This is a genomic window from methanotrophic endosymbiont of Bathymodiolus puteoserpentis (Logatchev) (genome assembly GCF_900128525.1).
In the GTDB taxonomy this organism is placed as follows: domain Bacteria; phylum Pseudomonadota; class Gammaproteobacteria; order Methylococcales; family Methylomonadaceae; genus Methyloprofundus.
The window spans coordinates 39,822-53,456 of record NZ_FQTQ01000181.1 but is presented as its reverse complement, the minus strand read 5'-3'; the positions used below and the strand labels follow the sequence as shown (position 1 = coordinate 53,456).

Below are 13,635 nucleotides of genomic sequence, written 5' to 3'. Positions count from 1 at the left end.
AAAAATCAGTGGAAGCACCCGAAGTGATGCAGGACGGAAAGCTAGAGATACTTTTGCCAGTCTAAAAAAGACCTGTCGAAAGCATGACTTATCATTTTGGGATTATTTGAAAGATCGCTTATTGGGTGTAGGCGATATTTCTCCGTTATCGGAAGTCATCCGTGCGGCCGCTGCCTGTGGATAATGAGAAGTTACTAAGAACGCTCACAACTGGTTGTTTCTATAAACGATATAGTTGCTAAGCAGTTTGTACTCAACCCTAAAAAACCACAGATTATTAGTGATATAGTATTACCAATAGAGTATTTTATTGCTGGCTATAACAAAATTACGCTCTCAGTTGCTCAACATTATACTGAGCAATGCGAATTCCCAGAATCTTCTGAGCTTTGGACCCAAGTAAACTCTGTCAAGTCCTATTTTAGTATTGACTCAAGTTATACCAACGAAAGATACACTCTGGCAGATTTAAATAAAATAATCGATAAAAAACTAGATCACTATGCAATAACTTTATTACGCCCTAATACCTCCTATAATGATAACGATTTGCAATGGGGCAGCTTAGTATCGCAAGCTATTGCCTTACGGCTAGACTATAAGACCTTCAAACTGAATTTACAGCAAGCGACAGCCATAACTAAGCATAAAGATCAGATTTTATCGAATCAAGACCCTTTGCGATTTTTACAACAATCTAAATTAAACTCCGATGCTGTTTTAATAGGCACAAGCGCCGAACTTGCCGACTTATTAGCACCCGAGCTAAAACATAAAATAAAGGGTGCTTATTTGGGTGTTTACCCTGCGCAAAAAAATAATGCTCAAATTATTATTATCTCAGGGACAACACCGGATGAAGTAACTTTGGCCGCGAAAACCTTTGCTTATGCACGCAACGCATTTCCTGACACACAAGATATGTTTATCAAAACTTTAAACATTCAACCTTATCCAATATCAACGAGGTCCAATATCATCGTTCCTGGGCTCACTTATCAATTTAAAGATTTAGGCTTTACCACGCGTACAATTCACCCTAAGAGTAAGTATGTGAGCTTAACATTTAATATGCCTAGCGACTTGTATCATGAACCAAAAAGCAACGTTACTATTAAGCTAGCTCTAAACTATGGAGCTGCATTTCGCTCTGACTCTGTTTTAAATATTAGGGTGAATGATATTTTTGAAAAAGCGATAAATCTGGACAACGAAGATGGCGATAGTTTTCAAGCTTATACAATTAATATTCCTAGTAGCACTTTTGAGCCTGGATTCAATAAAATTAGTTTTGAAGCTGTTATGCCACCTGTGGTATCAGGTGACTGTACTTATATGCAGGATAAAAATAGCTTATTAACGCTGTTTGAAAATTCAACTATTCTATTTCCAGAGCTTGACCATTATACGCAATTACCTGACTTGTCCTTATTAAAACGAACGGGGTTTCCCTATCTAAGCGCGACTAATGGCTCAGGTTTAGGCATCGTACTGCGTGATCAAAACCACGCAACTTTACTTGGCTCATGGCAATTAATAGCAAAGCTGAGTCAAATTAATCGCGCCCCTTTACCAGAAGCAAAATTATCTTTCAAATCTATTAATGACCGCCACTTATTTATTATCGGTGCTCGAAATTCATTATACGATGATGACTTAGCTCATGCACCAATACAATTAAGCGAAAATATCACATTTCCTTATAGCGCAGGCCATGCCATACAAGAAAAACACCAATCTATTTATCAGTCGCTAGAGCAGTTACTATTTCCCGAGTCTAAATCATCAAATAATGCTCTATTACAACCACTACATACACAAATTAATTTTAATGCCTCACTCGGCTCACAAGCACTCATGGTCAGCTATCCATCCGAGACCGGGATCAATAAGAAACTGAATACACTTATTACTTATGATAACCCCGCGGTATTTTATGCCACTATGTACCGGCTCGTTCAGCCTGAGTTATGGAATAAGCTAAATAATAATATCGCTATATGGAAAGATGATGCAAAATCGCTAGAAACATTAAGCGCAGGAAAGACCTTTTATATAGGCGAAACTACCTTACGTAATAAGCTTGCTTACCATTTTTCACTGCATCGTAACTACTGGTTACTAATAATTCTTGGCCTACTACTCTTCGTTGCATTTCTAAGTCATCAAGCTTTAAAGCGTTACAAACTCAAATATCATAGCAATACCTCTGAATATGATTCGTAGTCTGCTATTATTTTTCCTATTATTAAGTGCCTGTAGCAAGCAGCCAAGCCCCGCACAAAAATCGTGGCAAGCGTTCAAACAAGAATTTATTAGTATAGAGGGACGTGTTATTGATAATGGCAATAAGGGAATCAGCCACTCTGAAGGTCAGGGCTATGGCCTGTTATTTGCCGTTTATTTTAATGACCAAAAAACATTTGCTACACTATGGGACTGGAGTGTTACCCACTTACAGACACGTAATGACTACTTATTTTCTTGGCAATACACTCCGAACCAGGGTGTTACCGATGTCAATAATGCTAGTGATGGTGATATTTTGATTGCATGGGCCTTATTGCAAGCAGCTCAGCGGTGGCATAATTCAAGCTATCAACAAGCGGCTAATAATATTCTCCGCGACATTCGCAATAAATTAATCAAGAATTGGCAGGGGCATAAGATTATCATGCCTGCTGAACAAGGCTTTATTACTCAGCCAGGAAAACTAACCATCAACTTATCTTACTGGGTATTTCCTGCCTTACAAGAATTTGCACGTGTTGATAAGAGTCCACTGTGGCAAAAATTAATTAATAGTGGCCTGTATTTATTTAATACCGCCGAGTTCGGGCAATGGCAGCTACCCGCTGATTGGCTGCAACTAGATGATAAAATCACCTTAAGCTCTGAAAGACCACCAGTGTTTGGTTATGAAGCTATTCGTATCCCCTTATATTTAAGTTGGGCAAATTTACTCCCCTCCGAGAAGCGCAAACAATTTCTAGCGTATGCACAGGCTAGTCAAAATCAATTGGGTTATCTAAGCCCAAAGGCTAACTTATTAAATAATAGTTTCGCTGAATACCCTGCTAATGCTGGCTTTATATCTACCTATCAATTAATTGCTCAAAAACCTATCGGCTTAGCTAATATTTCTCAGAATAAAGACTATTACTCACATAGCCTTGAACTACTTGCCTTTATCGCTCAGCAACAGTCAATTGCCCAATGACCCGTCCCGCCTTTACTCCTTTTATACTAAAACTACTTAGTATCGGCAGTTTCATGATTGCTGTTGCCACCATATGGCACATTACCCAAGAGCAACCCTTATTGCCCAAGCAAGAGCAAGTAACTATAAATATAGCCTCTAAAACCAAAACACCGGCCTCTCCATCAAAGCCAAAATTTGATAAAACCACTCAAGCGCCTGATGAGCGCATTCTATGGCAACTATTTAACTCCAGTAAGTTAACTCTACTACAATCCACTATTAGCCAATGGCAAAAACAGTTTCCAAAGTGGTCTCCCCCAATACAGCTACTTACCTTAATACACAAAAAGCAACCACCGAGTTCAATAGCCAATAGGCAACCGATAGGACATGCTTGGAACCCCCTATTGCTTAACAGTGATATTAATCAAGTCATTTCTCTTGTACTCAGCCAGCCCAGTCAGCACTGCGGCCAACTACAACAATTATGGAATGGAAAAAATATTTATCACTACGTAAACTCACAAGCAGATAAGCTCAACTTATTAACTGCCGCCATTCACCACTGCCATTCAGACCAAGATAGACTTAATTTGATTCAAAGTGCACAAAGCTACTTGGATATAACATATTTTAATCGTTTAATTCAAAATGTTCAGCCGATGTTTCATAAACCTAAAGACATACAGCGTATCGCAAACATCCACTATAGGTATAATCGCTACTCCCTTTCTCAATCCATCACCAAGCATAACGTACCGATTATTGAACAGCTGCTTCCTCAACTGACCATCGCGATAAAACAACGTAAAGATGTTGCTATCGCTAATCAACTTGGCTGGTATTTTTTCAAACAGAACCGGACAATATCAATAAACTGGTTCAGTGCTGCACTCACTTGGCAGCCTCGACACCTCGACTCAGCCATAGGCTTAGTACAAGCTTTGTATGATAATCACCAAAACACACAAGCACTAGATTTAGCTCGTCACTTTTCTGATCACCCCAGAATGCAGCCGCTGCTCGCTAGCCTTTTACTGGCTCAAGCACAAGAATTATACGACCAACATGATTATCAAAACAGCCTAAATACATTACAACAAGCGCAACGATACCTGACTGACGCTCGCCCTGCTGATGAACTAAATGCTTGGATTTTATGGCAAACGGGAGATCAGCAAAAAGCCTTACAACTGGCACAACGCTATCAACCACAATCTAAAGGAATGCGGGAACTAACAGGCCTTATCTATTATAAAAAGGCTTGGCAGCAAATGGATCAAAAACATTATACTCAAGCTGAGGCATCTCTCAACCTCGCACAATCATACTCGGGAGAGAGTCCTGAGGGCAATGAACTCAAAGCCTGGCTTGATTATAAACAAAGTCCAAAAAAATATAGTTTCCCTGAATTATTTGCCTATAAAGAATTTCTTGCTGCTAAGCAATATGCCCCCACCCCATCAATCGCTGCCAGTATTACACCTAGTGCACATTTACTACAGAATATAGATTCCACATTTATAGAAACGGGCATACTATATCGCAGCAGAAGTGGCAGTGCTGGAACCAGCCGACTAGAAATCAAAGAATTACCTCTTATTGGTAGCCGCTATGTATTTTCTAACACTCATGAATTTAGCATTCATGGCTTTCGTAGTGAATTATATAGTGGTCAAGTCAGTAAACAAGATTGTCGATCTATAGGAAGCATAGGTTTAAATGCAAACAATACCCAAATGAAACCTTGTTTTAGCCCCTTTAAGAATTCACTATCTAATGGCTTATACGCACAGATAAACTACCAACATGCGGGGAAATTTAACCCCTATTTCTCTATTGGCAGCACGCCTATGAATGGCATACTGGGGCCCAGCATCACATGGAATATTGGTTTCAAACAACACGGGGATCATGGATTCTGGCAACTTGAGGGATTTTCCAAACCTGTACGCCAGTCAATTTTATCTTACACTGGTATGCAAGACCCTTATAGTCATGAGAAGTGGGGACGTGTAATGAGTACGGGATTACTAGCAACTACCTTAATTCAGCTCAATCAAGATTGGAGTCTTTATAGCGAATCAAAAGGAGCTTTTTTAGGAGGAACTAAGGTTGCTAATAATCTCAACCTAAGTCAAAGTATCAGCCTTGCTTATAATTTTTATTTCAAACACTTTGATTATTTCTCCCTGGGTCCCCACGCATCAATACAGCATTATAAGAAAAATCTAAGTCATTTTACCTTAGGTCATGGGGGGTATTTCAGCCCACAACTACTTTACAATATCGGGGCATCACTTAACTTCCTGACCAAAGAAGGCAAACCTTTTATTCTCAAAGGACAAGCCAGTGCAGGCTTTCAATCGTTTACTGAAGAACAATCTCTCTATTTTCCCACAAACTCGACGCTACAAAGCCTTGCCGAACAAAACTTACAAAATCAAGGCATATATTCCAAAAACAGCCAATTAGGTGCAGCCTTTGATTTAGAATTGAAAGGTGCTTGGCTACTAACGCCTAATATACAAATAGCTGGCGGAGGTGGATTTCAGCAAATAGGAAATTACTCAGATTATTTTTTTGCCGCCAATATTCGCTATTATTTTAAAGGTCGTGTAGCTACATTCAGTACAGATATTCCAAGATTTACCTTCAAGCAACTGTTCTAGCACGTAACAACAGAAATAAACCACCGATACTAAATAAGATTAAAGTAGAGGGTGCCGGTATAACCGCAATAAACTGGTAATGATTCACTTGACCACTTAATTGACCCGTTACACCCCTTAAAGAATTAACAATAAGCTGTCCATCAATATGTCCATCATAAAATACACTATCCGCTAAAGGCGCTAAAATACTTCCTTTAATACCGATACCATTAATCCCTAAATTAGTAGCTTGAAATAAATTAAATAAGACTTTTTGTGTCAAAGTTCCATCATGCCTAATAGTGCTATTAACATCATTGTCCAGAATACGCACGATATTATTGTTCACAGACCTATAGAAGCCAAAACCGCTCAAATTAACATTCGTACCTGAAACATTAATCAAAGCATGTGATTGTATTGGAATATCTAAGGTGAATTTATTGGTTCTAGCTAATTCATCAGCCGTAATAGAAAAAACATTAACATCCAAATTAACCCCACTTAATGTTAGCTGCCCATAGTTATTCATGTCACTTACTGCTGTAGTCGCAAGATTAGACCAGCGCAATGAACTTTGCTTCAATTGTTGCTCTATACTATTAAAATCTAATGGATTACCAGAAATATACGCCCCATTCGGACTAGCTGGGCTAGTACTATAAAAGCCAACGGTATTATCCAAGGTAACTACGCCACCACTACGAGCATTACCATTATAAACTCGGCCATTATGAAATGTTAGATCGCCACCCACAACCAAGTCATCTCGTGTTCCATGAGAATTATCAAGTAGCTTACCAATAGCATAATTATTTAAGGTTAAATTGCCTCCAACAGCTAATCGTCCTTCAACATCAGATTGCGCAGCATCCATATCTCCAAAAACAAAGGCATCAAACGCACCTGCCGCACCAAAATCAAGCCTATAGGCTTGGCTCTCTGCGGTAAAAAAAGAAAAAACCAAGAGAACCTGACACAAGTACTTTTTACTAGTCAGCATACATAATATTCCTATTGGAAGGCGGCAGTGCGCCTATGAATTTAACATTTCCTAACATATTAAGTGTCGTAAATTTACCTTGATATTAACCCGCAGCACATGTCCCCCCGATAAATTATCATTTTTTAAGCTTAACCCATTACCCAAATTAAATGACTAAATAAGTAAGATATTGGAAAGATTATAATTCAGCTTAAGATGAAATGGTGCCAAGATTATTTTCTAAAACTATAGAGCCTGTTAAGGTTGAGGATTCAACCATTACCCCCTTTTTTCTCAGACTATCATTTGGCCTCAAACAGCTAAACATTAATTTAATACGCTTCACAATTTCAATAAATATTTTGCCAAGTACTTTGCAATAAAAAGAAGGTAGCTAACTCTAAGACCAGCAAAAGCTATGCGCAATATAGGCTGCCGCCTCCTTTAATCCAGCTAACACTCTTATCTTCGGAATTCTGCTACCATTTCTTTGCCATAAACCTTTACCAGCTTCTATTCAAATTACCTCATGCAAATTTTCACTTAATAACATATCACTAATAAGCAAACTACTTACTCTACTGTAACTGATTTTGCTAGGTTACGCGGCTGATCAACATCTGTACCTTTCAATATAGCAACATGATAAGAAAGCAATTGTAACGGTATTATATAGACAATCGGTGCTATCAAATTATTCACTTTAGGCACGCGTACAATCTGTACATTCTCATCATCTTCGGTAGTAATTGATTCATCCAAGAAAACAATTAACTGCCCTCCGCGCGCACTTACTTCTTGAATATTAGATTTTAATTTCTCCAACAAACTATTATTAGGTGCGACTGTAACGACCGGCATTTCTGCATCAATTAACGCTAAAGGGCCATGTTTTAGTTCACCAGCCGGATAAGCTTCTGCATGAATATATGAAATTTCTTTTAACTTTAACGCGCCTTCCATTGCAATTGGATAATGCGTTCCTCGCCCCAAAAACAAAGCATGATTCTTTTCTGAAAACTGCTCTGATAATATCTTTATTTCTGCATCAATCAATAAGACATCATCAAGAATACGCGGTAATTTAAACAATTCAGAACTTATCTCTGCTTCCTTTTCTTCATCTAAAGCAAAGCGCCTGCCGACAGCAACAACCAGTAACATCAAGGCTACCAATTGTGTCGTAAACGCTTTAGTTGAGGCTACTCCAATTTCTGGGCCGGCACGCGTCATCAAAACTAGGTCTGATTCCCTCACTAAAGAACTTTCCGGCACATTACAAATTGATAGTGAATATTTAGCACCTAGGCGTTTCGCTTCTAATAAAGCAGCTAAAGTATCGGCTGTTTCTCCGGACTGTGAAATGGTAACAACCAAGGTATCTGCAGGTAACACGGGGTCTCGATAACGAAATTCACTGGCTACTTCAATATTACAAGGCACACGAGCTAAGTTCTCAAACCAATATTTTGCCACTAAACCTGAATGATAACTGGTGCCACAAGCTAAAATTTGCACCGATTTAATTTTATCAAAAACGCCTGCTGCCTTATGTCCAAATGCACTATCTTGTAATTTATTACCAATAAAGCGGCCTTCTAGCGTTTCGGCAATAGCATTAGGTTGCTCGTAAATTTCTTTGAGCATATAGTGGCGGTACTCGCCTTTATCTACTGCATCTGCTTTTACAGTACTTTCTTTAATTGGGCGTTCGACAATTTGGTCATCTTTGTCGTAAATAACTAAACTATCTATTTTAAGTTCAGCAATATCGCCTTCTTCTAAAAAGATAAAACGGTGTGTCACAGGTAAAAGAGCAGCGACATCTGAAGCTATAAAATACTCACCAAAACCAACACCTATTACCAGGGGACTTCCTTTACGGCAAGTAATCAAGGTATTTTCATCTTCTTTACTGACCACACCTAAAGCATAAGCACCTTCTAAGTGCTTAATCGTATTTTTTACGGCTTGTAATAAGCTCTTGGTAGTTTCTAGCTCATGATAAACCTGATGAGCAATCACTTCAGTATCTGTTTCAGAAGTAAATGTATACCCCTCTGCTTTTTGCGCTTCTCGTAAGACTTGATGATTTTCAATAATACCATTGTGTACGATAGCAATTTTATTATTACAAATATGCGGGTGTGCATTTTTTTTGCTCGGCTTTCCGTGTGTTGCCCAACGTGTGTGTGCAATACCTATATTTCCAGAGAAAGGTTCAGCTTTTATTAAATCTTCAAGTCCTTTAACTTTACCTATTTCTCTTTGTCGAAAAATTTTACCATTAGCGACAACAGCTAACCCTGCTGAATCATAACCACGGTACTCTAATCTTTTCAGCCCTTCAAGTAAGATAGGGACAACATTTCTTTGCGCAACTCCACCGACGATACCACACATATTATTGCTCCTTTTTTACTGGACGCTGCCAGCCTTGTATACTGATCTGTTTTGCTCTGGATAAACTTAACTGTTCATCAGGCGTATCTTTGGTAATCGTAGAACCTGCCCCAATCGTAGCATTTTTACCCACTGTTACCGGCGCTATCAATTGTGTATCTGAACCAATAAAAGCACCATCCTCAATAACTGTACGGAATTTATTTACCCCGTCATAATTACAAGTAATTGTACCTGCACCGATATTCACCCCACTGCCAATTGTTGCATCACCAATATAACTGAGATGATTAATTTTACTGCCTTTAGCAACAGTTGATTTTTTGATTTCGACAAAATTGCCGATATGTACATGCTCGGCTAATTCTGCCAGTGGACGTAACCTAGCAAAAGGACCAACTTTACTACCAGTCCCCACCACGGCATTATCAATAATACAATTCGCTAGGATCTGTACATCATCAGCTATTACCGAATTATTAATAATAGTATTTGCTCCAATACTGACATTATTACCAATGCTATTCTTGCCTTCAAAAATCACATTAATATCAACAGAAATATCTTGCCCCAAAGATGCAAAAGTTCCTCGGCAATCTATCCTTGCAGGATCAACCACAGTGACTCCAACCTCCATCAGTTTATCTGCTTGAGCCAATTGATAAACTCTTTCTAAGTGGCTTAACTGCTTACGATTATTCACTCCAAGGACTTCATCTGGGTGTTCAGGCTGACTCGTTTTAATCGTTATACCTTCATTAACTGCCATTTCAATAACATCTGTCAGATAAAACTCTTGCTGGGCGTTACTATTACCTATGCGGGCAATCCAGCTTTTTAACTTTTCACCTTTTACAGCAAGGATTCCAGTATTAACTTCTTTAATCAGTCGCTCTTGTTCTGTAGCATCTTTATGTTCGGTAATTTTTGTAACTTTACCCTCATTATCTCGGACAATGCGCCCGTAACCTGTAGGGTCGTCTAAATTAACGGTTAATAATGCCAATGACTGCTTGGTAACATTACCCAATAACTGCTCAATCGAGTGCTTTGTTAGCAGAGGTACATCGCCATATAAAATCAACACTGTATCGTCATTATTAATCAAATTATCCGCTTGTAAAACTGCATGCCCAGTACCTAATTGCTCTTTTTGCTCTACCCACTGTGCATCTAGGTTAGATAAGCTTTGTTTAACCAACTCACCACCATGACCGTAAATAACGATAATTTCGTTACCATCAAGCAATTTACTTGTATCATAAACGTGTTGCAATAAACTACGGTTTGCAATTTCATGTAAAACTTTTGGCCGAGCTGAGCGCATGCGTGTACCTTGCCCTGCTGCCAAAATAAGCGTTTTCAATGTCATGTAAGTATTTCCTTAGGTTTTCAAGTGAGGGGACTGTATAAATTATAGCAAGCATTATTCTGTAATAAAGAAAAACCAAGAGATCTTTAACAAAAAGCACTGTCTACCAAAATGTAATCACTCAGGTTTCCACCTATTTTAACGCTTTGCCTTCTCCCAGAGGAAGAGGGGCCTAAAGGCTTACACCAAAATAGATGCGTTAATTATTGCTAGCATTTTAAATAAAAAAAGCCCGATAACGAAACCGCTATCGAGCTTTTTTATTAAACACCTAAGTTCCTTAGTGGCCTCGTTTCTTGAGTCTATCTATGGTTCTTAATTGCATCATTGCTTGAGCTAGTTGAGCTTGAGCCGTTGCATAATCAATCTTACCAGACTTATCATTTAACGCTTCTTCTGCTGCTGCTTTCGCTTGTAAGGCGGCTGCTTCATCAATATCTTTTGCTCTTATGGCTGTATCAGCGAGTATCGTCACTAAGTGTGGCTGTACTTCTAATAATCCACCGGAAACATAAAACGCCTGAGACTCTTTCTCGCTCACTTTTACGCGAACTTCTCCTGGGTTCAATTTAGATATTAGTGGCGCATGACGCGGTGTAATACCAACTTCGCCAAGTTCAGCAGGAGCAAAAACCATTTCAGCCATTCCTGAAAAAACCTCCTGTTCTGCACTTACGATATCTACATGTACTGTCATGGTCATAATATTACCTATAAGTTAACAACTTACATTTTTTTCGCTTTTTCAACCGCTTCATCTATGGAACCAACCATATAAAACGCTTGCTCAGGTAAGTCATCATATTCACCATCAATAATACCTTGGAATCCAATGATAGTATCTTTAAGTGAAACATATTTTCCTGGAGAACCAGTAAAGACTTCCGCAACAAAGAAAGGCTGCGATAAGAAACGCTGAATTTTACGCGCTCTTGTTACAGTTTGCTTATCTTCTTCTGATAACTCATCCATACCCAGAATTGCAATAATATCACGTAACTCTTTATAACGTTGCAAGATACCTTGTACTCCACGAGCCACATCATAGTGCGCTTGACCAATCACTAAAGGATCTAACTGACGACTACTTGAATCCAATGGATCAATCGCAGGATAAATACCTAATTCAGCAATTTGACGAGACAATACAACCGTTGCATCTAAATGCGCGAAAGTTGTTGCTGGTGATGGATCGGTTAAATCATCCGCCGGTACGTATACGGCTTGAATTGAAGTAATTGAACCTTTTTTAGTTGAAGTAATACGCTCTTGTAATACACCCATTTCTTCAGCTAGCGTAGGCTGATAACCTACCGCTGATGGCATACGACCTAATAGTGCTGATACTTCAGTACCCGCTAAGGTATAACGGTAAATATTATCTACGAAGAATAAAACATCACGCCCTTCTTCACGGAAGTATTCCGCCATAGTCAATCCAGTCAAAGCAACGCGCAATCTGTTTCCAGGAGGCTCATTCATTTGACCATAAACTAATGATACTTTATCGATAACATTTGAATCTGTCATTTCATGGTAGAAATCGTTACCCTCACGAGTACGCTCACCAACACCAGCAAATACAGAGAAACCACTGTGCTCAATCGCAATATTACGAATAAGCTCCATCATATTGACAGTCTTACCTACACCAGCACCACCGAATAGGCCAACCTTACCGCCTTTAGCAAATGGACATATTAAGTCAATAACTTTAATACCCGTTTCTAAAAGTTCACTAGCTGGAGCCTGTTCAGCATAAGAAGGTGCGTCACGATGAATGACCCATTTTTCTTCTTCACCGATTGGACCTTTTTCATCAATTGGATTACCTAAGACGTCCATAATACGCCCTAAAGTTTTTTGTCCAACAGGTACTTTGATCGCGTCACCGCTGTTGCTTACTTCTAAGCCACGACGAATACCATCCGTTGTTCCCATTGCAATTGCACGTACTATTCCGTCACCTAATTGTTGTTGAACTTCTAAAGTTAGTCCAACGCTCTCTACATTTAGCGCATCATATACTTTTGGTAGTGCTTCACGTGGAAATTCCACATCCACAACCGCACCAATAATCTGAACGATTTTACCCGAACTCATTGTGTCGTCCTCTTAATTACTTAAATTGTTCTACAAGACCTAAACAGCTGCGGCACCGGCAACAATTTCTGAAATTTCCTGCGTAATAGCGGCTTGTCTTGCTTTATTATAAACAAGTTGCAACTCATCAATAAGGTTGCCAGCATTATCTGAAGCACTTTTCATCGCAACCATTCTCGCTGATTGCTCACAGGCATTATTTTCTACTAAACCTTGATAAACAATTGATTCTATATATCGAGTGAGTAAATTATCTAGAACTTCTTTAGCATCAGGCTCATATAAATAATCCCAATGCTTTTTTAGTCCATCATTTTCAAGTTCACTCGCCACAACAGGAATTAACTGCTCTATAGTAGGTGCTTGAGTCATAGTATTTACAAATTGATTGTACATCACATGTAACTCATCAATCGTACCTGCATGATATGCATCGAGCATGATTTTAATAATACCCACTACCTCATTGAGGTGTGGAGTATCACCTAATTTAGATACCTGTCCAACTTTGTTTATCTTTAAACTACCAAAAAAGCTCGCGCCTTTACTACCAACAGTGCAAACATCCACATCAATATTATTATTGTCCCACTGAGTCAGTTGCTTCAGCGTCTTTCTGAATAAGTTTGAATTCAGACCGCCACATAAGCCCCTATCAGAGCTAATAACAATAATACCCACTCGTTTCACTTCACGCTCAACAAGAAATGGGTGCTTATACTCAGGGTTAGCATGAGCCAGATGTTTAATGATCTGGCTAATCTTTTTTGAGTAGGGACGCGTAGCATTCATTCTGTCTTTTGTTTTACGCATTTTACTCGCAGCAACCATTTCCATAGCGCGAGTGATTTTTTGAGTATTCTTAATACTCGCAATCTGGGTGCGTATTTCTTTACCAACAGCCATTAGAAGCCCC

The 13,635-nt window shown here is 38.9% G+C and carries 9 protein-coding genes and 1 pseudogene; 4 read left to right on the top strand and 6 right to left on the bottom strand.

Translation table 11 applies throughout. The features are described 5' to 3' along the window. The 4 genes and pseudogenes from BQ7314_RS13480 to BQ7314_RS13465 all read left to right on the top strand — a co-directional run. Positions 1–184: pseudogene (locus BQ7314_RS13480) on the top strand (IS66 family transposase); the annotation flags it as partial. A gap of 26 nt (positions 185–210) precedes the next feature. Continuing rightward, positions 211–2,226, top strand: coding sequence for a cellulose biosynthesis cyclic di-GMP-binding regulatory protein BcsB (locus tag BQ7314_RS13475; protein ID WP_174484212.1), 2,016 nt, complete (start codon positions 211–213; stop codon positions 2,224–2,226). After that, positions 2,216–3,220 carry a family 8 glycosyl hydrolase gene (locus BQ7314_RS13470; RefSeq protein ID WP_174484210.1) on the top strand — a complete coding sequence of 335 codons (1,005 nt, stop codon included), beginning with the start codon at positions 2,216–2,218 and terminating at the stop codon, positions 3,218–3,220. Before BQ7314_RS13475 ends, BQ7314_RS13470 begins: the two co-directional genes overlap by 11 nt. After that, on the top strand, positions 3,217–5,874 hold the full coding sequence (locus BQ7314_RS13465; RefSeq protein WP_174484209.1) for a cellulose synthase subunit BcsC-related outer membrane protein: 2,658 nt from the start codon (positions 3,217–3,219) through the stop codon (positions 5,872–5,874). Before BQ7314_RS13470 ends, BQ7314_RS13465 begins: the two co-directional genes overlap by 4 nt. Here the strand turns inward: BQ7314_RS13465 and BQ7314_RS13460 are convergent. From BQ7314_RS13460 to atpG, 6 genes are all read right to left on the bottom strand, one after another. Beyond that, positions 5,858–6,859: a choice-of-anchor A family protein gene (locus tag BQ7314_RS13460; protein WP_174484208.1), complete on the bottom strand. Its 1,002-nt coding sequence runs from the start codon at positions 6,857–6,859 to the stop codon at positions 5,858–5,860. The genes BQ7314_RS13465 and BQ7314_RS13460 overlap by 17 nt on opposite strands. Positions 6,860–7,414: 555 nt before the next feature. Then, entirely contained in the window at positions 7,415–9,244 is a 1,830-nt protein-coding gene (gene glmS / locus BQ7314_RS13455; RefSeq protein ID WP_174484207.1) for a glutamine--fructose-6-phosphate transaminase (isomerizing), read from the bottom strand. Between the two features lies 1 nt (position 9,245). Beyond that, positions 9,246–10,616, bottom strand: coding sequence for a bifunctional UDP-N-acetylglucosamine diphosphorylase/glucosamine-1-phosphate N-acetyltransferase GlmU (gene glmU, locus BQ7314_RS13450; RefSeq protein ID WP_174484206.1), 1,371 nt, complete (start codon positions 10,614–10,616; stop codon positions 9,246–9,248). Positions 10,617–10,896: 280 nt separating this feature from the next. Then, a complete protein-coding gene (locus BQ7314_RS13445; protein WP_174484205.1) occupies positions 10,897–11,319 on the bottom strand; it encodes a F0F1 ATP synthase subunit epsilon in 423 nt (140 codons plus the stop codon). Between the two features lie 23 nt (positions 11,320–11,342). After that, positions 11,343–12,719, bottom strand: a complete 1,377-nt coding sequence (atpD, locus tag BQ7314_RS13440) for a F0F1 ATP synthase subunit beta (protein ID WP_174484204.1) — start codon at positions 12,717–12,719, stop codon at positions 11,343–11,345. A gap of 39 nt (positions 12,720–12,758) precedes the next feature. Continuing rightward, positions 12,759–13,625 (bottom strand): F0F1 ATP synthase subunit gamma, encoded by an 867-nt coding sequence (atpG, locus tag BQ7314_RS13435; protein WP_174484203.1) that lies wholly within the window; start codon positions 13,623–13,625, stop codon positions 12,759–12,761. Between the last annotated feature and the right edge of the window lie 10 nt (positions 13,626–13,635).

What these genes read in the sequence shown, in the direction of transcription:
- BQ7314_RS13470 (WP_174484210.1), top strand. Translation starts at nt 2,216, where the DNA reads ATGATTCGTAGTCTGCTATTATTTTTCCTATTATTAAGTGCCTGTAGC.
- BQ7314_RS13465 (WP_174484209.1), top strand. Translation starts at nt 3,217, where the DNA reads ATGACCCGTCCCGCCTTTACTCCTTTTATACTAAAACTACTTAGTATC.
- BQ7314_RS13460 (WP_174484208.1), bottom strand. Translation starts at nt 6,859, where the DNA reads ATGCTGACTAGTAAAAAGTACTTGTGTCAGGTTCTCTTGGTTTTTTCT.
- glmS (WP_174484207.1), bottom strand. Translation starts at nt 9,244, where the DNA reads ATGTGTGGTATCGTCGGTGGAGTTGCGCAAAGAAATGTTGTCCCTATC.
- glmU (WP_174484206.1), bottom strand. Translation starts at nt 10,616, where the DNA reads ATGACATTGAAAACGCTTATTTTGGCAGCAGGGCAAGGTACACGCATG.
- BQ7314_RS13445 (WP_174484205.1), bottom strand. Translation starts at nt 11,319, where the DNA reads ATGACCATGACAGTACATGTAGATATCGTAAGTGCAGAACAGGAGGTT.
- atpD (WP_174484204.1), bottom strand. Translation starts at nt 12,719, where the DNA reads ATGAGTTCGGGTAAAATCGTTCAGATTATTGGTGCGGTTGTGGATGTG.
- atpG (WP_174484203.1), bottom strand. Translation starts at nt 13,625, where the DNA reads ATGGCTGTTGGTAAAGAAATACGCACCCAGATTGCGAGTATTAAGAAT.